The organism is Escherichia sp. TW14182 (assembly GCF_000208525.1).
GTDB lineage: Bacteria > Pseudomonadota > Gammaproteobacteria > Enterobacterales > Enterobacteriaceae > Escherichia > Escherichia ruysiae.
The window spans coordinates 1-21,655 of the sequence record NZ_AEJZ01000048.1 but is presented as its reverse complement, the minus strand read 5'-3'; the positions used below and the strand labels follow the sequence as shown (position 1 = coordinate 21,655).

Sequence of the window (21,655 nt, the reverse complement as noted above, 5' to 3'; positions counted from 1 at the left end):
CGGATGTTTCCATCCGGCAATATCAAATCACAGCACCTTATGCGGGCCAAAGCATTCGTAATGAATGTTTTCCTGCTTCACGCCCAGATCCACTAACTGTTTCGCGGCAAACTGCATGAAGCCCACCGGACCGCAGAGATAGAACTGCATTGTCGGATCGCTGAACGCACCTTCCAGTTTGCTCAAATCCATCAGACCTTCGCTATCAAACTGACCTTTCGCGCGATCGGCCTCACTCGGCTGACGATACCAGGTGTGTGCGGTAAAGCGCGGCAGTGATTGCCCCAGCTCCTTAACTTCATCAGCAAAGGCGTGAACATCGCCATTTTCTGCCGCATGGAACCAGTTCACTTGTGCTGTGTGGCCTGCTTTTGCCAGCGTATCGAGCATAGCCAGCATTGGCGTTTGACCGACACCGGCAGAGATTAAGGTTACCGGTGTGTCGTTTGTCACATCCATAAAGAAATCACCCGCCGGAGCCACCAGCTTCACGACATCGCCAACATTGGCGTGATTGTGCAGCCAGTTGGATACCTGCCCACCCTCTTCGCGTTTCACCGCAATACGATAGCCTTTGCCATCCGGTTTGCGAGTTAAAGAGTACTGACGAATTTCCTGATGCGGGAAACCTTCCGGCTTCAGCCAGACGCCGAGATATTGCCCCGGACGGTATTCTGCCACTGCGCCACCGTCGACCGGCTCCAGTTCGAAGCTGGTGATAAGCGCGCTGCGCGGTGTTTTAGCCACAATGCGGAAATCGCGAGTACCTTCCCAGCCACCGGCTTTGCTGGCGTTTTCGTTATAGATTTCCGCCTCGCGATTGATAAATACATTAGCCAGTACGCCATAGGCTTTCCCCCACGCGTCCAGCACTTCCTGCCCCGGGCTGAACATTTCGTCCAGCGTCGCCAACAGGTGTTCACCGACGATGTTGTACTGTTCCGGTTTGATCTGGAAGCTGGTGTGCTTCTGAGCGATTTTTTCTACGGCTGGCAGCAGCGCAGGCAGGTTTTCAATATTACTGGCGTAGGCGGCAATGGCGTTAAACAGGGCTTCACGTTGATCGCCATTACGCTGGTTACTCATGTTAAAAATTTCTTTGAGTTCTGGGTTATGAGTAAACATACGGTCGTAGAAATGGGCGGTTAACTTTGGCCCCGTTTCCACCAATAAAGGGATGGTGGCTTTTACTGTAGCGATGGTTTGAGCGTCAAGCATATGGTCTTCCTTTTTTTGTATCTTAATTGATGTATCTCAAATGCATCTTATAAAAAATAGCCCTGCAATGTAAATGGTTCTTTGGGGTTTTTCATTAAGAATGTGATGAAGTGAAAAATTTGCATCACAAACCTGAAAAGAAATCCGTTTCCGGTTGCAAGCTCTTTATTCTCCAAAGCCTTGCGCAGCCTGAAGGTAATCGTTTGCGTAAATTCCTTTGTCAAGACCTGTTATCGCACAATGATTCGGTTATACTGTTCGCCGTTGTCCATCAGGACCGCCTATAAAGGCCAAAAATTTTATTGTTAGCTGAGTCAGGAGATGCGGATGTTAAAGCGTGAAATGAACATTGCCGATTATGATGCCGAACTGTGGCAGGCTATGGAGCAGGAAAAAGTACGTCAGGAAGAGCACATCGAACTGATCGCCTCCGAAAACTACACCAGCCCGCGCGTGATGCAGGCGCAGGGTTCTCAGCTGACCAATAAATATGCTGAAGGTTATCCGGGCAAACGCTACTACGGCGGTTGCGAGTATGTTGATATCGTCGAACAACTGGCGATCGATCGCGCGAAAGAACTGTTCGGCGCTGACTACGCTAACGTTCAGCCGCACTCTGGCTCCCAGGCTAACTTTGCGGTCTACACCGCGCTGCTGGAACCAGGTGATACCGTTCTGGGTATGAACCTGGCGCATGGCGGTCACCTGACTCACGGTTCTCCGGTTAACTTCTCCGGTAAACTGTACAACATCGTTCCTTACGGTATCGATGCTACCGGTCATATCGACTACGCCGATCTGGAAAAACAAGCCAAAGAACACAAACCGAAAATGATTATCGGTGGCTTCTCTGCATATTCCGGCGTGGTGGACTGGGCGAAAATGCGTGAAATCGCTGACAGCATCGGTGCTTACCTGTTCGTTGATATGGCGCACGTTGCGGGCCTGGTTGCTGCTGGCGTCTACCCGAACCCGGTTCCTCATGCGCACGTAGTGACTACAACCACTCACAAAACCCTGGCGGGTCCGCGCGGCGGCCTGATCCTGGCGAAAGGTGGTAGCGAAGAGCTGTACAAAAAACTGAACTCTGCCGTTTTCCCTGGTGGTCAGGGCGGTCCGTTGATGCACGTAATCGCCGGTAAAGCGGTTGCTCTGAAAGAAGCGATGGAGCCTGAGTTCAAAACTTACCAGCAGCAGGTCGCGAAAAACGCTAAAGCGATGGTAGAAGTGTTCCTGGAGCGCGGCTACAAAGTGGTTTCCGGCGGTACTGATAACCACCTGTTCCTGGTTGATCTGGTTGATAAAAACCTGACCGGTAAAGAAGCTGACGCCGCTCTGGGTCGTGCTAACATCACCGTGAACAAAAACAGCGTACCGAACGATCCGAAGAGCCCGTTTGTCACTTCCGGTATTCGCGTGGGTACTCCGGCGATTACGCGTCGCGGCTTCAAAGAAGCAGAAGCGAAAGAACTGGCTGGCTGGATGTGTGACGTGCTGGACAGCATCAATGATGAAGCCGTTATCGAGCGTATCAAAGGTAAAGTTCTCGACATCTGCGCACGTTACCCGGTTTACGCATAAGCGAAACGGTTAATCTGTTGAAAAAAGGCTTCCTCCGGGAAGCCTTTTTACGTTATCACACCATCAAATCTGTCGTAACTGCGCCTCAACATACAAATAGCCAATCCCCAGCACCTGTTGTGCGCGGCTTAATTGCCCGAAGCCAATCTGTGTCGCTTTTACGCTCGGCCCTTCGTCGCGGTCGAACGGGTTAAATCCCGTCTGGCGAATTATGGTATTAAGCCAGTTCTCGCCAAAGGCGCAACTGCGACCATACAACCAAATCTGATTAATATTGAGGATGTTGAGGAAGTTATACAGACTTAATCCTATAGCGTTGGCAGAGCGGTCAACCCAACTGGTGACCCACGGTTCTCCGCTCTGCCAGGCAGCGATTAATTGCGCGGTAGTCAGTTTTTCGGGATCAAGCTGAGTATTAACCGGTTGTGATTTTAGCCATACCCGCGCCTGCTTTTTAAATGCGCTTAACGAGGCGACGGTTTCCAGACAGCCATAACGCCCGCAGTCGCAGGCGACGCCATCCGGGTTAACGATGGTGTGACCAATCTGTCCGCTGCCATACAGACTGCCGCGATAAATTTGCTCGTTAATCACGAACGACGAGCCAATGCCGTAATCAACGTTGATTACGCAGAAATCCCGTCCCTGCGAATTATTTTGCCATTTCTCCGCCAGCGCCAGCATCACGCAGTCATTATCGACCATCACCCGAATGCCGAGCTTCTCTTCCAGCAGATACTTTACCTCAACAGGCGTTGTCCACGGCGCTTGCGGCATGGTTTGCGACACACCGGTCACTGGATCAACCTGACCGTGGATTGCCAGCGCCAGATTGATGGTACGACCCGGCCACAATTTACGGTGGCGATGCCAGCATTTTTCGATTTCGGACAGCAGCGCCTGCGGCGTCGGTGCATCAATCTGTAAATATTCAAATACACCTTTCGGACTTAAACAGGCATTAGCGACCTGGCACTCAATGCTGGTGGGCGTAACGTTCAGGCACAGCGTCCAGTCGCCATCCGGTGCAATCAGCCATGTGCCGCTACTATGCCCGCGCGTCTGGCTTTCATCGTCGATATTCACCACCCGCTTTTCGTTTTCCAGCTCCTGCAAAATGTTACTGACCGCCGGAATCGAAATTTGCGCCAGCCGGGCGAGCGTCGATTTATTGGCGCGTTTTTGCCGGTACAGCAGTTCCAGAATCACGCATTTGTTATGGTGGCGGATCTGTTGATTGTTAATGCAGGCTCTCATCTTCACTAAACCTTGTTTAGTTAATTGCGTGATTATTCCGCGAAAACATTGCCAGATTGTTCAATACACTGCCACAAATCTTTTAATTCAGTATGTCTTGTTAATATTGAGGGCACCATGACTCCAGTAAAAGTGTGGCAAGAGCGCGTTGAGATCCCGACCTATGAAACCGGGCCGCAGGATATACATCCCATGTTCCTGGAAAATCGCGTTTATCAGGGATCGTCCGGCGCGGTTTATCCCTACGGCGTGACCGATACGTTGAATGAGCAGAAAACCCTGAAATCCTGGCAGGCAGTGTGGCTGGAAAACGACTACATCAAAGTGATGATCCTGCCGGAACTGGGCGGTCGTGTGCATCGCGCGTGGGATAAAGTGAAACAGCGCGATTTTGTCTATCACAATGAAGTCATTAAACCTGCGCTGGTGGGGCTGCTGGGGCCGTGGATTTCCGGCGGGATTGAGTTTAACTGGCCGCAACATCATCGCCCGACGACCTTTATGCCCGTTGATTTCACCCTCGAAGCCCATGAAGACGGCGCACAGACCGTGTGGGTTGGCGAAACGGAGCCGATGCATGGTTTACAGGTGATGACCGGTTTTACGCTGCGCCCTGACCGTGCGGCGCTGGAAATCGCCAGCCGCGTCTATAACGGCAACGCCACGCCGCGTCATTTCTTGTGGTGGGCCAACCCGGCAGTGAAAGGGGGGGAAGGGCATCAGAGCGTTTTCCCGCCCGATGTGACAGCGGTGTTTGATCACGGCAAACGCGCAGTTTCCGCTTTCCCCATCGCCACTGGCACCTACTACAAAGTGGACTACTCCGCCGGCGTGGACATTTCGCGTTATAAAAACGTGCCTGTTCCTACCTCATATATGGCTGAAAAATCGCAGTACGATTTTGTTGGCGCGTGGTGTCACGATGAAGATGGCGGTTTATTACACATTGCCAACCACCACATTGCGCCGGGTAAAAAACAGTGGAGCTGGGGACACAGTGAATTTGGTCAGGCGTGGGATAAGAGTCTGACCGACAATAACGGCCCGTATATCGAGCTGATGACCGGCATTTTTGCCGATAACCAGCCCGATTTTACCTGGCTTGATGCTTACGAAGAGAAGCGTTTTGAGCAGTATTTCCTGCCTTACCATTCTTTAGGCATGGTGCAAAACGCCTCCCGCGATGCGGTAATTAAATTACAGCGTAGCGAGCGGGGGATTGAGTGGGGGCTGTATGCCATCTCCCCGTTGAACGGATACCGACTGGCGATCCGTGAAATAGGCAAGCGCGAAGCGTTACTTGATGATGCCGTTGCCCTGACGCCAGCGACCGCCATCCAGGGGGTGTTGCACGGTATTGATCCGGACAGAATGACCATCGAGCTTTCCGATGCGGATGGCAATATTGTACTGAGTTATCAGGAACATCAGCCACAAGAGTTACCGCTGCCGGACGTCGCCAAAGCACCACTGGCAGCACAAGACATTACCAGTACAGATGAAGCCTGGTTTATCGGTCAGCATCTGGAACAATATCATCACGCCAGCCGTTCACCGTTCGATTACTATCTGCGCGGCGTGGCGCTGGACCCGCTGGATTATCGCTGTAACCTGGCGCTGGCGATGCTGGAATATAACCGTGCCGATTTCCTGCAAGCGGTGGCGTATGCCACTCAGGCGCTGAAACGCGCACATGCGCTGAACAAAAACCCGCAGTGTGGGCAAGCCAGTTTGATCCGCGCCAGTGCGTATGAGCGTCAGGCACAATATCAACAAGCCGAAGAGGATTTCTGGCGAGCGGTCTGGAGCGGCAACAGTAAAGCGGGGGGCTATTACGGTCTGGCACGGCTGGCGGCGCGTAATGGCAACTTCGATGCAGGGCTGGATTTTTGCCAACAAAGTCTGCGCGTCTGCCCAACCAATCAGCAAGTGCTGTGCCTGCATAACCTGCTGCTGGTATTAAGCGGTCGTCAGGACAATGCGCGTTTACAGCGTGAGAAACTGCTGCGCGATTACCCGCTGAACGCCACCTTGTGGTGGCTGAACTGGTTCGATGGTCGTACCGAGTCTGCCCTCACGCAGTGGCGTGGTCTGTGTCAGGGGCGTGACGTTAACGCCCTGATGACCGCCGGGCAACTGATTAACTGGGGAATGCCCGCTCTGGCGGCAGAGATGCTGAACGCTCTGGACTGCCAGCGAACGCTGCCGCTTTATCTGCAAGCCAGTTTGTTGCCGAAAGCTGAGCGCGGCGAATTGATTGCGAAAGCCATTGACGTGTTCCCGAAGTTTGTTCGTTTCCCTAATACGCTGGAAGAAGTCGCGGCGCTGGAGAGTATTGAAGAGTGCTGGTTCGCCCGTCATTTACTGGCCTGTTTCCACTACAACAAGTGCAGTTATGGCAAAGCGATAGCGTTATGGCAACGTTGCGTAGAGATGTCGCCGGAGTTTGCCGACGGCTGGCGCGGGTTGGCGATCCATGCGTGGAATAAGCAGCATGATTATGAACAGGCCGCCCGTTATCTTGATAATGCTTATCAACTTGCGCCGCAGGATGCACGTCTGCTTTTCGAACGGGATTTGCTGGATAAGTTAATCGGAGCCGCACCGGAGAAACGGCTGGCGCGTCTGGAAAATAATCTGGCAATTGCCCTGAAACGCGACGACATGACCGCAGAACTGCTCAATTTGTGGCATCTCACCGGTCAGGCAAACAAAGCGGCGGACATTCTCGCCACGCGCAAATTCCACCCGTGGGAAGGCGGGGAAGGGAAGGTGACCAGTCAGTTTATCCTCAACCAGTTGTTACGCGCCTGGCAACATCTTGATGCCAGAGAGCCGCAGCAGGCCAGCGAACTGCTTCATGCCGCGCTGCATTATCCGGAGAATTTGAGCGAAGGCCGACTACCGGGGCAGACTGATAACGACATCTGGTTCTGGCAGGCAGTATGCGCCAAAGCACAGGGTGATGAAGTTGAGGCGACGTGTTGTTTACGCCTGGCGGCGACCGGCGATCGCACCATCAATATCCACAGTTATTACAACGATCAGCCAGTTGATTATCTCTTCTGGCAAGGGATGGCGCTGCGACTGCTGGGTGAAAAGCAAACTGCACAGCAACTGTTTACTGAAATGAAACAGTGGGCGCAAGAGATGGCGAAAACCAGTATCGAAGCGGATTTCTTCGCTGTTTCACAACCTGATTTATTGTCGCTGTATGGCGATTTACAACAGCAGCATAAAGAAAAATGCCTGATGGTGGCGATGCTGGCGGCAGCGGGATTAGGGGAGATTGCGCAATATGAATCTGTTCGCGCTGAATTGACGGCGATTAATCCGGCCTGGCCGAAAGCAGCATTATTCACTACCGTGATGCCTTTTATTTTTAACTACGTTCACTAAACCCTATTAACTGTAATCTTTGAGCGGCACGCGCTGCCGCTCATCACTAAATAATTAAAATAAGCTGTTGTAAATAAAAACCCTACAGGAGGCTCTATGCCTAAAAAAATGAGAACAACCCGTAATATAATTTTAATGGCTACGCTATTAGGTAGCGCCCTATTTGCCAGGGCTGCGGAAAAAGAAATGACCATTGGCACAATATATCTTGATACTCAGGGATATTATGCCGGTGTGCGTCAGGGTGTTCAGGATGCAGCAAAAGATTCTTCAGTACAGGTTCAGTTAATAGAAACTAACGCCCAGGGCGATATTTCGAAAGAAAGTACATTTGTTGATACGCTTGTGGCGCGTAATGTCGATGCCATTATTTTGTCTGCTGTTTCTGAAAATGGCAGCAGTCGCACCGTTCGTCGCGCCAGTGAGGCGGGTATCCCGGTGATTTGCTACAACACCTGTATTAATCAAAAAGGTGTCGATAAATATGTCTCGGCGTATCTGGTCGGTGATCCGCTGGAATTTGGTAAAAAACTGGGTAACGCTGCCGCCGATTATTTTATTGCCAATAAAATTGACCAGCCAAAAATTGCCGTCATCAATTGCGAAGCCTTTGAAGTTTGTGTGCAACGTCGTAAAGGATTTGAAGAAGTATTAAAAGCCCGGGTTCCCGGCGCACAAATTGTCGCTAATCAGGAAGGGACTGTTTTAGATAAAGCGATTTCCGTTGGTGAAAAACTGATTATCTCCACGCCGGATCTCAACGCCATTATGGGGGAATCGGGCGGTGCGACACTCGGTGCGGTAAAAGCGGTACGTAATCAAAATCAGACCGGAAAAATTGCTGTTTTCGGTTCGGATATGACCACTGAAATTGCTCAGGAACTGGAAAACAACCAGGTGCTGAAAGCGGTGGTGGATATTTCCGGTAAGAAAATGGGCAATGCTGTTTTCGCGCAAACATTGAAAGTTATCAATAAACAAGCCGACGGTGAAAAAGTGATTCAGGTGCCTATCGACCTCTATACCAAAACGGAAGACGGTAAACAGTGGCTGGCAACGCACGTTGATGGTCTGCCCTAATAGCTGATTCGCAGAGGTTCCTATGTTCACGGCAACAGAGGCAGTTCCGGTAGCAAAAATGGTGGCAGGAAATAAGCGTTATCCCGGCGTCGTTGCGTTGGATAACGTTAACTTCACGCTCAATAAAGGCGAAGTTCGCGCGTTGTTAGGTAAAAACGGCGCGGGCAAATCGACCCTCATTCGAATGCTTACCGGCAGCGAACGTCCGGACAGCGGTGATATCTGGATTGGCGAGACGCGACTGGCAGGTGACGAAGCTACGCTGACTCGCCGTGCCGCTGAACTGGGGGTACGTGCGGTTTATCAGGAATTAAGTCTGGTGGAAGGGCTGACGGTGGCGGAAAACCTCTGTCTCGGTCAGTGGCCCCGCCGCAACGGCATGATTGATTATCCGCAAATGGCGCAGGATGCCCAACGTTGCTTACAGGCGCTGGGTGTTGATGTTAGCCCTGAACAACTTGTTTCAACGCTAAGCCCGGCGCAAAAGCAACTGGTGGAAATTGCGCGGGTGATGAAGGGCGAGCCGCGCGTGGTCATTCTTGATGAACCTACCAGTTCACTTGCCAGTGCGGAAGTTGAACTGGTGATCAGCGCCGTGAAAAAGATGTCGGCACTGGGCGTGGCGGTGATTTATGTCAGCCACCGGATGGAAGAAATTCGCCGCATCGCTTCCTGTGCCACAGTCATGCGCGATGGTCAGGTGGCGGGCGATGTAATGCTCGAAAATACCTCCACGCGTCATATTGTGTCGCTGATGCTCGGGCGCGATCACGTTGATATTGCGCCGGTTGTCGCTCAGGACATTGCAGAGCAGGCCGTGCTGGAAGTTCGCGCGTTACGCCACAGACCCAAACTTACGGAGATCAGTTTTTCCCTGCGTCGTGGCGAAGTGCTTGGCATTGCTGGCCTGCTGGGGGCTGGGCGCAGTGAGTTGCTGAAAGCGATTGTTGGGCTGGAAGCGTATGAGCAGGGCGAAATTGTTATCAACGGCGAGAAAATCACGCGCCCCGATTACGGTGACATGCTGAAACGCGGCATTGGCTATACCCCAGAAAATCGCAAAGAAGCGGGGATCATTCCCTGGCTGGGCGTTGATGAAAATACGGTGCTGACCAATCGGCAAAAAATCAGCGCGAACGGCGTGCTGCAATGGTCCACCATCCGTCGCCTGACCGAAGAGGTGATGCAGCGGATGACGGTCAAGGCTGCCAGTAGCGAAACGCCTATTGGCACGCTTTCTGGCGGCAATCAGCAAAAAGTGGTGATTGGTCGTTGGGTCTATGCCGCCAGCCAGATTTTATTGCTCGACGAGCCAACGCGCGGCGTCGATATCGAAGCCAAACAGCAGATCTACCGGATTGTCCGCGAGCTGGCCGCCGAAGGGAAAAGCGTGGTGTTTATCTCCAGTGAAGTGGAGGAATTGCCGCTGGTGTGCGACCGCATCTTGTTATTACAGCACGGTACGTTCTCGCAGGAGTTTCACTCGCCGGTCAATGTGGATGAGCTGATGTCCGCCATTCTGTCTGTGCACTGATGAATTTTACCGAGGAACCTGAAGATGTCTGCTTCGTCATTACCATTGCCGCAGGGCAAGAGCGTCTCGCTCAAACAATTTGTCAGTCGCCATATTAATGAGATCGGTTTGCTGGTGGTGATTGCCATTCTTTATCTGGTCTTCTCCCTGAACGCGCCTGGCTTTATCTCATTGAATAACCAAATGAACGTGCTGCGTGATGCCGCCACCATCGGGATCGCCGCCTGGGCGATGACGCTGATTATTATCTCCGGTGAAATTGATGTCAGCGTTGGGCCAATGGTGGCCTTTGTCTCGGTGTGCCTGGCATTTTTGCTGCAATTTGACGTTCCGCTGGCGGTGGCGTGTCTGCTGGTGTTGCTGTTAGGCGCGCTGATGGGAACGCTGGCCGGGGTGCTACGCGGCGTGTTTAACGTGCCAAGTTTCGTTGCCACGCTGGGGCTGTGGAGCGCCCTGCGCGGAATGGGCTTGTTTATGACGAACGCCCTGCCCGTGCCAATTGACGAAAACGAGGTGCTGGACTGGCTGGGCGGGCAATTTCTCGGCGTGCCGGTATCCGCGCTGATCATGATGGTGTTGTTTGCGCTGTTTGTGTTCATCAGCCGTAAAACCGCTTTCGGACGCTCGGTGTTTGCTGTTGGCGGTAATGCCACAGCGGCACAGTTGTGCGGCATTAACGTTCGTCGGGTGCGCATTCTTATCTTTACTCTTTCGGGAGTATTGGCGGCAGTCACCGGGATTTTGTTGGCAGCCCGCCTCGGTTCCGGTAACGCAGGCGCCGCAAACGGTCTGGAGTTTGATGTCATTGCTGCGGTCGTGGTCGGCGGTACGGCACTTTCCGGCGGTCGTGGCTCGCTGTTCGGTACGCTGCTTGGCGTACTGGTGATTACGCTAATCGGTAACGGTCTGGTGCTGCTCGGGATTAACTCCTTTTTCCAGCAGGTGGTGCGCGGCGTCATCATCGTGGTGGCGGTGCTGGCGAATATCTTGCTGACCCAGCGAAGCACTAAAGCGAAACGCTAAACCTTAACGCCCCTGGCGCGGGTGCGGCAGGGATGAAAATTAATCGTATTGTTAATGAGGGATTTATGAAAACGATGCTGGCAGCTTATTTACCAGGAAATTCCACCGTCGATCTGCGGGAAGTTGCGGTGCCAACGCCGGGGATTAACCAGGTACTGCTCAAAATGAAATCCTCCGGAATTTGCGGGAGCGATGTCCACTATATCTATCATCAACACCGCGCCACGGCGGCGGCGCCCGATAAACCGTTATACCAGGGATTTATCAACGGTCATGAACCGTGCGGGCAGATTGTAGCGATGGGGCAGGGTTGCCGCCATTTTAAAGAGGGCGACCGTGTGCTGGTGTATCACATTTCTGGCTGTGGTTTTTGCCAGAACTGCCGTCGCGGTTTTCCTATTTCTTGTACTGGCGAAGGAAAAGCCGCTTACGGCTGGCAGCGTGATGGTGGTCATGCCGAATATCTGTTGGCGGAAGAAAAAGACCTGATTCTCCTGCCGGACGCGTTGAGCTACGAAGATGGTGCGTTTATCAGTTGCGGCGTTGGCACGGCGTATGAAGGGATCTTGCGCGGCGAAGTCTCTGGCAGCGATAACGTGCTGGTGGTCGGTTTGGGGCCTGTCGGCATGATGGCGATGATGCTGGCGAAAGGTCGCGGTGCAAAACGGATCATCGGCGTTGATATGCTGCCGGAACGTCTGGCGATGGCGAAACAGTTAGGCGTGATGGATCATGGTTATTTAGCAACCACCGAAGGTCTGCCGCAGATTATTGCTGAACTCACCCACGGCGGCGCAGATGTTGCGCTCGATTGTTCCGGTAATGCCGCAGGTCGTTTGCTGGCATTGCAATCCACTGCCGACTGGGGACGCGTGGTCTACATCGGAGAAACCGGAAAAGTGGAGTTCGAGGTTAGCGCCGACCTGATGCATCATCAACGGCGGATTATTGGCTCCTGGGTAACCAGTTTATTCCATATGGAAAAATGCGCCCACGATCTGACCGACTGGAAACTGTGGCCGCGTAACGCCATTACCCACCGCTTCTCGCTGGAACAGGCTGGTGATGCCTATGCGCTGATGGCAAGCGGCAAATGCGGCAAAGTCGTGATTAACTTCCCGGATTAAGGAGTTAGCGAATGGCCATCTATACCTTATCTCACGGGGCGCTAAAGCTGGACGTTTCTGACCAGGGTGGTGTCATTGAAGGTTTCTGGCGCGATACGACGTCACTGCTACGTCCCGGTAAAAAAAACGGTGTGGCAACTGATGCCTCCTGTTTTCCGCTGGTGCCGTTTGCAAACCGGGTGAGCGGCAACCGTTTTGTCTGGCAGGGGCGTGAGCATCAACTGCAACCGAATGTTGAGTGGGATGCGCACTATCTGCACGGCGATGGTTGGCTGGGTCAGTGGCAATGCGCATCGCGCAGCGATGATAGCTTGTGTCTGGTGTATGAACATCGCAGTGGTATTTATCACTATCGGGCAAGTCAGGCGTTTCATTTGACGGCAGATGCATTGACGGTCACGCTCTCTGTCACCAATCAAGGGGCAGAATCTTTGCCGTTTGGTACGGGCTGGCATCCTTATTTTCCGTTGTCGCCGCAAACGCGGATTCAGGCACAGGCGAGCGGTTATTGGCTGGAGCGGGAGCAGTGGCTGGCGGGCGAGTTTTGTGCGCAGTTACCGCAGGAACTGGATTTCAACCAGCTCGCGCCGCTGCCGCGCCAGTGGGTGAACAATGGTTTTGCCGGCTGGAATGGTCAGGCACGCATTGAGCAGCCGCAGGAGGGTTACGCCATCATCATGGAAACGACGCCACCCGCGCCATGCTATTTCATCTTTGTTTCCGACCCGGCGTTTGATAAAGGTTATGCGTTTGATTTCTTCTGTCTGGAACCAATGAGTCATGCGCCAGATGACCATCATCGCCAGGAAGGTGGTGACCTCATTGCGCTTGCACCGGGGGAATCGACAACCTCAGCGATGTCGTTGCGGGTGGCGTTGCTGTAATTTATAAAATGCCGGATAAGGCGTTCACGCCGCATCCGGCATCTTTTCTAACGTCGATCGAGAGAAATCGCCCCCGGCCCGGTAATTGCCAGCAGCAGGAATGCGCCAGCGATACTGATATTCTTCCAGAAATTAATCATATTTGGTCCGACCGCATCGCCGGTCATATCCCAGTAATGGTGACCAATCACCGCCGTGCCCAGCGTGTAGAAAATAAACAGTACCGCCAACGGACGGGTGAAAAAGCCAAGCACGATTAATATCGCGGCAGGCACTTCCATAACTACCGCAATAATCGCTGCCAGCATCGGCATCGGTGCGCCCAGCGAGGCCATATATTGTACCGTACCGTCAAAGCCCATCATTTTGGGAAAACCAAAAATAATGAAAATTAAGATGACGGCGATACGGGCAATTAATAACAAAACGGGGCGGGCGGCGCCAAAATCAAAATAACGTAGTGTGTTCATAACCAATCCCTTTGCAAGGTAATGTGATTTAAACGTAATACACACACTCGCACCTCGCCACGCCTCAGCAGATGAGAAATTTGGTAATTATCCAGGTCAGCATCCAGCGCATTTTCTGTAGGTGATATTTTGTTAGCGGTATTAACGATAATTTTTTCCAGAATGGTGTACTGGAAGTGGCCCTGATTTTCTTATTTTTCAACTTGCAACAACATTCGATTAACCTCAGACTTACGCCTCCTGACGGGAGGGACTCATGGTTTTGCAATCCACGCGCTGGCTGGCGCTCGGTTATTTCACATACTTTTTTAGCTACGGTATTTTTCTACCTTTCTGGAGCGTCTGGCTTAAGGGGATTGGCTTAACGCCAGAAACTATCGGCCTGTTGTTGGGGGCAGGGCTGGTTGCCCGTTTTCTCGGTAGTTTGCTCATCGCGCCCCGCGTCAGCGATCCTTCTCGCCTGATTTCTGCACTTCGTGTACTGGCGTTGTTGACACTGCTGTTCGCCGTCGCCTTCTGGGCTGGCGCACATGTGGCGTGGCTGATGCTTGTGATGGTCGGTTTTAACCTCTTTTTCTCACCGCTGGTGCCGTTAACTGACGCGCTGGCGAATACCTGGCAAAAGCAGTTTCCGCTTGATTACGGCAAAGTGCGACTTTGGGGCTCAGTGGCGTTTGTCATTGGTTCGGCGCTGACGGGCAAACTGGTCAGCGTGTTTGATTATCGGGTGATTCTCGCGATGTTGACGCTGGGCGTGGCATCCATGCTACTTGGTTTTCTGATTCGCCCGACCATTCAACCGGAAGGGGAGAGCCGCCAGCAGGAGAGCACGGGGGGGCCGGCCTGGCTGGCGCTGGTTCGCCAGAACTGGCGCTTTCTGGCCTGCGTTTGTCTATTGCAGGGGGCGCACGCAGCATATTACGGTTTTAGCGCCATATACTGGCAAGCGGCGGGTTACTCGGCTTCGGCGGTGGGCTATTTATGGTCGCTTGGTGTGGTGGCGGAAGTCATTATCTTTGCGCTGAGTAACAAACTTTTCCGTCGCTGTAGCGCCCGCGATATGTTGTTGATTTCGGCGATTTGCGGGGTAGTACGTTGGGGCATTATGGGGGCAAGCACTGAGCTACCGTGGCTGATAGTGGTGCAAATTCTGCATTGCGGCACCTTTACCGTGTGCCACCTGGCCGCCATGCGCTACATTGCCGCTCGTCAGGGAAGCGAGGTTATCCGTTTACAGGCGGTTTATTCTGCCGTCGCGATGGGCGGCAGTATCGCTATCATGACCGTTTTCGCCGGTTTCCTGTATCAATATCTCGGACATGGCGTGTTTTGGGTGATGGCGCTGGTGGCGCTTCCGGCAATTTTTTTGCGCCCGAAAGTAGTTCCCTCATGCTGATTATTCCAGCATTTTACGGATCTGCTCCTGTTGGTGTGCGGTCAGGATCTGATTCGTATGAATCAGCGGCGGCGAAAAGAGCGGCAAAGGGATGGTATAAGGGGTAATAATCAGCACCGTATTTTTCGGGGCGCCATTTCGTAAAAATGTCTTCACCGATATATGCTTAATATTGAGTGGCAATAGTGTAAGTTCGCGCAATTGCTGCTCAATATTCGCTTCTCTTTCACTGTCATTGCCCGTCAACAAAATAATCTTTTTTTCGTTAATTTCATTTGCTTGCATCAGCCATGCGCCGAAAATCACCGCTACCAGGCCACTTTCCTCATCGGAAAAACGGACATTGTATTCATTTTCAAACCCGGTTAGCGCCGCGCGAGTTGTACGAACCAGGCGTGGGTAAAGTCGGCTGAACTCTTCTGGCAAGGTGTTATCAATACCGATGGCAAACAAACTACGACGTAATGCCTGAGCGAGATGAGTATAAAGCTGATCGCATAACCCCTGTTCATCATAGAAACGAACATTTCCCTGCTCACGAAAACGTTGTACCAAACGAACAATGGCCAGACGTAATTGCCGATCGCGCTGATGAGCATCCTGCAGCGGGTTGGGAACTTGCAACATGGAAAAGAGCAACGCCATAAACAACGGTTCATCTGGTGGAACAGGCTGGCGTGCCCGGCGTTGCCAGTGGCGACCAATTTCCTGTGCTACCTGAAACTCAAGACAGGACTCAGCCCATCGACGTTGCAGCGGGTTAAAATGTGGCGAGATCCCGGCGTGATGTTGTAGCAGGCAATATTGCAGATACAGGCACAGAAAATGAACATCACGTGCTTCAAAGCATTTTTGCAACCGTCGTGCACAGAGATTAACTAAAGCTTGCAGGTTGGTATCGTCGTAAAAGTTACGAGCAATCCCACGGCGCTTCAGCTCTTCCTTTAAGGCCGGAGTGAAACGGTTAGTGATGAATGATGGACATAAACGGAAACCGCGTCGTAGCCAGTGAAATAAACATAAACGTTGGTTAAGTACTGTACCTTCGACCCGGTAGCTACCGTCATAGCCAGTGGTGAGCGTGAGCTGGTGATAGCGGAGGATTTCCCGTCCTGTTTCGCTGATATCGCGAACCGCAATATTATCATCCACACCATTAAGCTCGCTGAGAGTGGCCGTGGTGGCGGTCAACCACGGCTGAAATAGTGTCAGCAAGATCTGGCAGCGGCGCTGGGGAGCAGAAAGGACAGATGGTGGAGCAAGTGTAGGCATCATCTGTAGATCTCCCATAAGCATAATTGATAAGAATAGCTAAAGTTTGCTTAGGGAAATGGTGAATGGAATGCTAATTATCAGAAATGCTGGCAGACATCACAGAATTTTTATCGATTTAAACCGATATGATCAGTTTAATACCATGTGTTAATGTGATTTATTGCTGTTTTATTCTTAGTTGGAATTCCCGGGATTCAATGCACTGAGAATAAAATCCACCATCTGCTCGCGGTAAACATCACCATGACGTTCCGAAAAGGCATCAATGTGTTCGCCGTCAGGGATTAGAATCAGGCGTTTTGGCTCTTTCGCCAGGCCATACAATTTTTCACTGTGCTGCCACGGGATAACATGATCGGCTTTACCGTGAATCAGTAAAAGCGGGATCGGGCTGACGCTGGCGATGTAATTTTCGCCGCTATAACTCTCATCAAGTAAATAGCCACTGCCAGGGATCATTTGGTTGGCGATGGTCGAATAAGAGGTAAACGTGGAGTCGAGGATCACCGCACGTATGCCCTCACGTTCTCCCTGACCAATAACATCAAGAATATTTGCCCCGCCAATACTCTGCCCGAACAGCACCAGCCGTTGTGGGTTTACATCACTGCGATGGCGCACCACGCTGATGGCGCTTAGCGTATCGTCCAGTAATCCAGCCTGGGACGGCGTGCCTTTTGATTTACCAAACCCGCGATAGTCAAACATAAAAACATTGAAATTGCGCTCGGGTAACCAACTGACCAGCGGCCAGTGGGCGGACATGTTTCCGGCATTGCCGTGAGCATGAATGATGGTTGCGATGGCGTTGTCAGCGGAACCCGTCGAAGAGGGGATAAACCAGCCTTGCAGACGAGTACCGTCCTTAGCCGTAAATTCGACGGATTCTGCAGACCAGGGTTCAGGGCCGTAAATTTTGTCGTCAGGATAATAGAAGAAGTTGATGGCTACGCGTGGTACTAAATAAATACAGAAGGCAACAACAAAGAGGGTAAACAGAATTTTGAGAACGCGTTTGTTCACGGGCAGTGCCATAACCTTTCCTTGCGACTTCTTTATAATCCATTAATCGGCGAAAGATGGTGGGAGAGTGGCGAAAGAAAGTAAAGTGGTGAGGAAGTATTTCGGAATAGCGCCTGAAAGGCGAGGGCGGGTGAGTGATACCACCCGCCAGAGTCATTAACGCTTCAGAGCGTCGCTTAACTCGTCACGCATATTTGACAGCATGGCTTTTACTACGCGCGGGTTACCTGCAACGATGTTACCGGTCAGCATGTAGTTATGACCACCGGTGAAATCGCTAACGATCCCGCCTGCTTCACGAACCAGCAGTTCGCCTGCGGCGAAGTCCCACGGGCGCAGACCAATTTCGAAGAAACCGTCAACGCGACCAGCGGCTACGTAAGCCAGATCCAGCGCCGCAGAACCGGTACGACGGAAGTCAGCGCATTCGCTAAACAGTTTGCCAACGATATTGATGTAGGTGGTTGCGTACTGTTTCGCTTTGAAAGGGAAGCCGGTTGCCAGAATAGTACCGTCGAGATCGCGAGCGGTGCTGCCGCGCAGACGATAGCCGTTTAACTGTGCGCCCTGACCGCGAGTCGCGGTGAACAGTTCGTTACGCATAGGATCATAAACCACAGCAACTTCGGTGCGGCCTTTGATACGAACAGCGATAGATACCGCGAAGTGCGGCAGACGTTTGATAAAGTTGGTGGTGCCATCCAGTGGATCGATAACCCATTGAACATCCTGATCAGTACCCTCAAGTTCACCGCTTTCTTCGGTGATGATGGTGTGCTGTGGGTAAGATTTACGAATCGTGTCGATAATCACCGCTTCGGCAGCTTTATCTACGTTGGTCACGAAATCGTTACTGCCTTTCTGGCTCGCTTCTACAGCGTCCGGGGTTTCATAGTTTTTGGCAATTAAATTACCCGCCTTGCGCGCTGCGCGCACGGCGATGTTCAGCATCGGATGCATCGGTCTCTCTCACTGGATGTTAAAGAACGGGAAAACGGCGCAGAGTATAGCAGCGAGATCGGCATCTGTCTTCGTTTTATGATAAGATGCGCAAATAATCTTTAGACGAAGAAAGACAATGCTGCAAAATATTCGAATTGTGCTGGTGGAGACGTCACACACCGGCAATATGGGTTCCGTTGCCCGTGCCATGAAAACAATGGGATTAACCAATCTGTGGTTGGTTAATCCACTGGTGAAACCTGACTCTCAGGCCATCGCGCTGGCAGCGGGTGCCAGTGATGTGATTGGTAATGCTCACATCGTCGATACGCTCGACGAAGCGTTAGCCGGTTGTAGCCTGGTGGTTGGCACCAGCGCACGTTCCCGCACGCTGCCGTGGCCGATGCTCGACCCGCGCGAATGTGGTCTGAAAAGCGTCGCTGAAGCGGCAAATACGCCGGTGGCGCTGGTTTTTGGTCGCGAGCGTGTCGGTTTGACCAATGAAGAGTTGCAGAAATGCCATTATCATGTCGCCATTGCCGCGAACCCGGAATACAGTTCGCTGAACCTGGCGATGGCGGTTCAGGTTATCGCCTATGAAGTGCGTATGGCCTGGCTGGCGACTCAGGAAAACGGTGAGCAAGTTGAGCATGAAGAGACGCCGTATCCGCTGGTCGATGATCTGGAGCGTTTTTATGGTCATCTGGAACAAACGCTGTTGGCAACTGGTTTTATCCGTGAAAACCATCCGGGACAGGTGATGAATAAGCTGCGCCGTCTGTTTACCCGTGCGCGCCCGGAGAGTCAGGAGTTGAATATCCTGCGCGGGATTCTGGCTTCTATTGAGCAGCAGAATAAAGGTAACAAGGCCGAATAACAGCCGTCGCCTGATGCGACGTTTAACGCGTCTTATCAGTCCTGGAAGTGTACAGAACCGTAGGTCGGATAAGGCGTTCACGCCGCATCCGACAATGGGTACAAATACCGCAATAGTAAAATGGCACTGAAGGTTAAATACCTGACTAAATCAGTCAAGTAAATAGTTGACCAAATTACTCGGGAATGTCAGACTTGACCCTGCTATGCAATACCCCCACTTTTACAATAAAAAACCCCGGGCAGGGGCGAGTTTGAGGTGAAGTAAGACATGAGACTGACATCTAAAGGGCGCTATGCCGTGACCGCAATGCTGGACGTTGCGCTCAACTCCGAAGCAGGCCCGGTACCGTTGGCTGATATTTCCGAACGTCAGGGAATTTCCCTTTCTTATCTGGAACAACTGTTTTCCCGTCTGCGTAAAAATGGTCTGGTTTCCAGCGTACGTGGACCAGGCGGTGGTTATCTGTTAGGCAAAGATGCCAGCAGCATCGCCGTTGGCGAAGTGATTAGCGCCGTTGACGAATCTGTAGATGCTACCCGTTGTCAGGGTAAAGGCGGCTGCCAGGGCGGCGATAAATGCCTGACCCACGCGCTGTGGCGTGATTTGAGCGACCGTCTCACCGGTTTTCTCAACAACATTACTTTAGGCGAACTGGTTAATAACCAGGAAGTGCTGGATGTGTCTGGTCGTCAGCATACTCACGACGCGCCACGCAGCCGCACACAAGACGCGATCGACGTTAAGTTACGCGCTTAATTTAACCGTCCTGTTTCGTGTTGCATCTGCGTTGACTGCACATACTCACTCCGGTCACTTACTTATGTAAGCTCCCGGAGATTCGTAAGTTTGTCAACTTGCTGAAACCCGAAACAGTTAGGTTAAAGATAACAAGATATTAGAATCAGGCCGGGGCGTATCGCGCTCCGTAAACACGGTCGTACATCCAGCCGGTAGCCTGATTCCTTGCATTGAGTGATGTACGGAGTTTATAGAGCAATGAAATTACCGATTTATCTCGACTACTCCGCAACCACGCCGGTGGACCCGCGTGTTGCCGAGAAAATGATGCAGTTTATGACGATGGACGGAACCTTTGGTAACCCGGCCTCCCGTTCTCACCGTTTCGGCTGGCAGGCTGAAGAAGCCGTAGATATCGCCCGTAATCAGATTGCCGATCTGGTCGGCGCTGACCCGCGTGAAATCGTCTTTACCTCTGGTGCAACCGAATCTGACAACCTGGCGATCAAAGGTGCAGCCAACTTTTATCAGAAAAAAGGCAAGCACATCATCACCAGCAAAACCGAACATAAAGCGGTACTGGATACCTGCCGTCAGCTGGAGCGCGAAGGTTTCGAAGTCACCTACCTGGCACCGCAGCGTAACGGCATTATCGACCTGAAAGAACTCGAAGCGGCGATGCGTGACGACACTATTCTCGTTTCCATCATGCACGTAAATAACGAAATCGGCGTGGTGCAGGATATCGCGGCTATCGGCGAAATGTGCCGTGCTCGTGGCATTATCTATCACGTTGATGCAACCCAGAGCGTAGGTAAACTGCCTATCGATCTGAGCCAGTTGAAAGTTGACCTGATGTCTTTCTCCGGCCACAAAATCTACGGCCCGAAAGGTATCGGTGCGCTGTATGTGCGTCGTAAACCGCGCGTACGCATCGAAGCGCAAATGCACGGCGGTGGTCACGAGCGTGGTATGCGTTCCGGTACACTGCCTGTTCATCAGATCGTCGGTATGGGCGAAGCCTATCGCATCGCAAAAGAAGAGATGGCGACCGAGATGGAACGTCTGCGCGGTCTGCGTAACCGTCTGTGGAACGGCATCAAAGATATCGAAGAAGTTTACCTGAACGGTGACCTGGAACACGGCGCGCCGAACATTCTCAATGTCAGCTTTAACTACGTTGAAGGTGAGTCGCTGATTATGGCGCTGAAAGACCTCGCGGTTTCTTCAGGGTCCGCCTGTACGTCGGCAAGCCTCGAACCGTCCTACGTGCTGCGCGCGCTGGGGCTGAACGACGAGCTGGCACATAGCTCTATCCGTTTCTCTTTAGGTCGTTTTACTACTGAAGAAGAGATCGACTACACCATCGAGTTAGTTCGTAAATCCATCGGTCGTCTGCGTGACCTTTCTCCGCTGTGGGAAATGTACAAACAGGGCGTGGATCTGAACAGCATCGAATGGGCTCATCATTAATCGGTATCGGAATCAGGAGAATTTATAATGGCTTACAGCGAAAAAGTTATCGACCATTACGAGAATCCGCGTAACGTGGGTTCCTTTGACAACAACGACGAGAACGTGGGCAGCGGCATGGTGGGTGCACCGGCCTGTGGCGACGTGATGAAGTTGCAGATTAAAGTCAACGATGAAGGTATCATTGAGGACGCGCGTTTTAAAACTTATGGCTGCGGTTCCGCTATCGCTTCCAGCTCCCTGGTGACCGAATGGGTGAAAGGGAAGTCTCTCGACGAAGCACAGGCGATCAAAAACACCGATATTGCAGAAGAACTTGAACTGCCACCGGTGAAAATTCACTGTTCTATTCTGG

18 protein-coding genes are annotated in these 21,655 nt (G+C 52.1%); 12 read left to right on the top strand and 6 right to left on the bottom strand.

Annotated elements, in window-relative coordinates; translation table 11 throughout:
- Positions 1 to 27: 27 nt before the first annotated feature.
- Positions 28 to 1,218 (bottom strand): NO-inducible flavohemoprotein, encoded by a 1,191-nt coding sequence (hmpA, locus tag EQY_RS0104770; protein ID WP_000883132.1) that lies wholly within the window; start codon positions 1,216 to 1,218, stop codon positions 28 to 30.
- 327 nt (positions 1,219 to 1,545) lie between these two features.
- Between hmpA and glyA the strand changes: the two genes are divergently transcribed.
- A complete protein-coding gene (glyA, locus tag EQY_RS0104760) occupies positions 1,546 to 2,799 on the top strand; it encodes a serine hydroxymethyltransferase (RefSeq protein ID WP_000919159.1) in 1,254 nt (417 codons plus the stop codon).
- Positions 2,800 to 2,862: 63 nt separating this feature from the next.
- On the opposite strand, the gene EQY_RS0104755 is transcribed toward glyA, so the two are convergent.
- Positions 2,863 to 4,056 carry an ROK family protein gene (locus tag EQY_RS0104755; protein WP_010344299.1) on the bottom strand — a complete coding sequence of 398 codons (1,194 nt, stop codon included), beginning with the start codon at positions 4,054 to 4,056 and terminating at the stop codon, positions 2,863 to 2,865.
- A gap of 117 nt (positions 4,057 to 4,173) precedes the next feature.
- Here EQY_RS0104755 and EQY_RS0104750 point away from each other — a divergent pair, with 117 nt between their 5' ends.
- The 6 genes from EQY_RS0104750 (at position 4,174) to EQY_RS0104725 (ending at position 13,103) form a co-directional block, all read left to right on the top strand.
- Complete coding sequence (locus tag EQY_RS0104750) at positions 4,174 to 7,455, top strand: DUF5107 domain-containing protein (RefSeq protein WP_024212403.1); 3,282 nt, start codon at positions 4,174 to 4,176, stop codon at positions 7,453 to 7,455.
- Positions 7,456 to 7,551: 96 nt separating this feature from the next.
- Positions 7,552 to 8,535 (top strand): substrate-binding domain-containing protein, encoded by a 984-nt coding sequence (locus tag EQY_RS0104745; protein WP_001124877.1) that lies wholly within the window; start codon positions 7,552 to 7,554, stop codon positions 8,533 to 8,535.
- Between the two features lie 22 nt (positions 8,536 to 8,557).
- Complete coding sequence (locus EQY_RS0104740) at positions 8,558 to 10,069, top strand: sugar ABC transporter ATP-binding protein (RefSeq protein ID WP_000493438.1); 1,512 nt, start codon at positions 8,558 to 8,560, stop codon at positions 10,067 to 10,069.
- A 24-nt stretch (positions 10,070 to 10,093) separates the two neighbouring features.
- Positions 10,094 to 11,092 carry an ABC transporter permease gene (locus EQY_RS0104735; RefSeq protein WP_001276660.1) on the top strand — a complete coding sequence of 333 codons (999 nt, stop codon included), beginning with the start codon at positions 10,094 to 10,096 and terminating at the stop codon, positions 11,090 to 11,092.
- 32 nt (positions 11,093 to 11,124) lie between these two features.
- Positions 11,125 to 12,219 (top strand): zinc-dependent alcohol dehydrogenase family protein, encoded by a 1,095-nt coding sequence (locus tag EQY_RS0104730; protein ID WP_000700831.1) that lies wholly within the window; start codon positions 11,125 to 11,127, stop codon positions 12,217 to 12,219.
- An 11-nt stretch (positions 12,220 to 12,230) separates the two neighbouring features.
- Positions 12,231 to 13,103, top strand: coding sequence for an aldose 1-epimerase (locus tag EQY_RS0104725; protein ID WP_001029470.1), 873 nt, complete (start codon positions 12,231 to 12,233; stop codon positions 13,101 to 13,103).
- A 47-nt stretch (positions 13,104 to 13,150) separates the two neighbouring features.
- On the opposite strand, the gene EQY_RS0104720 is transcribed toward EQY_RS0104725, so the two are convergent.
- Positions 13,151 to 13,573 carry a DoxX family protein gene (locus tag EQY_RS0104720; RefSeq protein WP_001094720.1) on the bottom strand — a complete coding sequence of 141 codons (423 nt, stop codon included), beginning with the start codon at positions 13,571 to 13,573 and terminating at the stop codon, positions 13,151 to 13,153.
- Between the two features lie 256 nt (positions 13,574 to 13,829).
- On the opposite strand from EQY_RS0104720, the gene EQY_RS0104715 reads away from it, so the two are divergent.
- On the top strand, positions 13,830 to 14,969 hold the full coding sequence (locus EQY_RS0104715; RefSeq protein WP_000244206.1) for a 3-phenylpropionate MFS transporter: 1,140 nt from the start codon (positions 13,830 to 13,832) through the stop codon (positions 14,967 to 14,969).
- Here the strand turns inward: EQY_RS0104715 and csiE are convergent, their stop codons facing one another.
- The 3 genes from csiE to suhB form a co-directional block, all read right to left on the bottom strand.
- The gene (gene csiE / locus EQY_RS0104710) at positions 14,970 to 16,244 is read right to left on the bottom strand and encodes a stationary phase inducible protein CsiE (protein WP_000983033.1); all 1,275 of its coding nucleotides are present in this window, start codon (positions 16,242 to 16,244) and stop codon (positions 14,970 to 14,972) included.
- A gap of 174 nt (positions 16,245 to 16,418) precedes the next feature.
- Positions 16,419 to 17,279, bottom strand: a complete 861-nt coding sequence (locus tag EQY_RS0104705; protein ID WP_001207722.1) for an alpha/beta hydrolase — start codon at positions 17,277 to 17,279, stop codon at positions 16,419 to 16,421.
- Positions 17,280 to 17,423: 144 nt separating this feature from the next.
- Positions 17,424 to 18,227: an inositol-1-monophosphatase gene (gene suhB, locus EQY_RS0104700; protein ID WP_000553455.1), complete on the bottom strand. Its 804-nt coding sequence runs from the start codon at positions 18,225 to 18,227 to the stop codon at positions 17,424 to 17,426.
- Between the two features lie 118 nt (positions 18,228 to 18,345).
- On the opposite strand from suhB, the gene trmJ reads away from it, so the two are divergent.
- The 4 genes from trmJ to iscU all read left to right on the top strand — a co-directional run.
- Entirely contained in the window at positions 18,346 to 19,086 is a 741-nt protein-coding gene (trmJ, locus tag EQY_RS0104695) for a tRNA (cytosine(32)/uridine(32)-2'-O)-methyltransferase TrmJ (RefSeq protein WP_000940019.1), read from the top strand.
- A 270-nt stretch (positions 19,087 to 19,356) separates the two neighbouring features.
- Positions 19,357 to 19,845: a Fe-S cluster assembly transcriptional regulator IscR gene (iscR, locus tag EQY_RS0104690; RefSeq protein WP_001241355.1), complete on the top strand. Its 489-nt coding sequence runs from the start codon at positions 19,357 to 19,359 to the stop codon at positions 19,843 to 19,845.
- 240 nt (positions 19,846 to 20,085) lie between these two features.
- On the top strand, positions 20,086 to 21,300 hold the full coding sequence (gene iscS, locus EQY_RS0104685; RefSeq protein ID WP_001295373.1) for a cysteine desulfurase: 1,215 nt from the start codon (positions 20,086 to 20,088) through the stop codon (positions 21,298 to 21,300).
- Between the two features lie 27 nt (positions 21,301 to 21,327).
- On the top strand, positions 21,328 to 21,655 hold a 328-nt coding region (iscU, locus tag EQY_RS0104680; protein WP_000331706.1), incomplete at its 3' end, for a Fe-S cluster assembly scaffold IscU.

Bases quoted from the DNA above. Each gene is read 5' to 3' on its own strand.
- EQY_RS0104750 (WP_024212403.1), top strand. From the start codon at position 4,174: ATGACTCCAGTAAAAGTGTGGCAAGAGCGCGTTGAGATCCCGACCTAT.
- csiE (WP_000983033.1), bottom strand. From the start codon at position 16,244: ATGATGCCTACACTTGCTCCACCATCTGTCCTTTCTGCTCCCCAGCGC.
- EQY_RS0104735 (WP_001276660.1), top strand. From the start codon at position 10,094: ATGTCTGCTTCGTCATTACCATTGCCGCAGGGCAAGAGCGTCTCGCTC.
- EQY_RS0104755 (WP_010344299.1), bottom strand. From the start codon at position 4,056: ATGAGAGCCTGCATTAACAATCAACAGATCCGCCACCATAACAAATGC.
- EQY_RS0104705 (WP_001207722.1), bottom strand. From the start codon at position 17,279: ATGGCACTGCCCGTGAACAAACGCGTTCTCAAAATTCTGTTTACCCTC.
- EQY_RS0104730 (WP_000700831.1), top strand. From the start codon at position 11,125: ATGAAAATTAATCGTATTGTTAATGAGGGATTTATGAAAACGATGCTG.
- iscR (WP_001241355.1), top strand. From the start codon at position 19,357: ATGAGACTGACATCTAAAGGGCGCTATGCCGTGACCGCAATGCTGGAC.
- EQY_RS0104720 (WP_001094720.1), bottom strand. From the start codon at position 13,573: ATGAACACACTACGTTATTTTGATTTTGGCGCCGCCCGCCCCGTTTTG.
- hmpA (WP_000883132.1), bottom strand. From the start codon at position 1,218: ATGCTTGACGCTCAAACCATCGCTACAGTAAAAGCCACCATCCCTTTA.
- EQY_RS0104715 (WP_000244206.1), top strand. From the start codon at position 13,830: ATGGTTTTGCAATCCACGCGCTGGCTGGCGCTCGGTTATTTCACATAC.
- trmJ (WP_000940019.1), top strand. From the start codon at position 18,346: ATGCTGCAAAATATTCGAATTGTGCTGGTGGAGACGTCACACACCGGC.
- EQY_RS0104740 (WP_000493438.1), top strand. From the start codon at position 8,558: ATGTTCACGGCAACAGAGGCAGTTCCGGTAGCAAAAATGGTGGCAGGA.
- glyA (WP_000919159.1), top strand. From the start codon at position 1,546: ATGTTAAAGCGTGAAATGAACATTGCCGATTATGATGCCGAACTGTGG.
- EQY_RS0104725 (WP_001029470.1), top strand. From the start codon at position 12,231: ATGGCCATCTATACCTTATCTCACGGGGCGCTAAAGCTGGACGTTTCT.
- EQY_RS0104745 (WP_001124877.1), top strand. From the start codon at position 7,552: ATGCCTAAAAAAATGAGAACAACCCGTAATATAATTTTAATGGCTACG.
- iscS (WP_001295373.1), top strand. From the start codon at position 20,086: ATGAAATTACCGATTTATCTCGACTACTCCGCAACCACGCCGGTGGAC.
- suhB (WP_000553455.1), bottom strand. From the start codon at position 18,227: ATGCATCCGATGCTGAACATCGCCGTGCGCGCAGCGCGCAAGGCGGGT.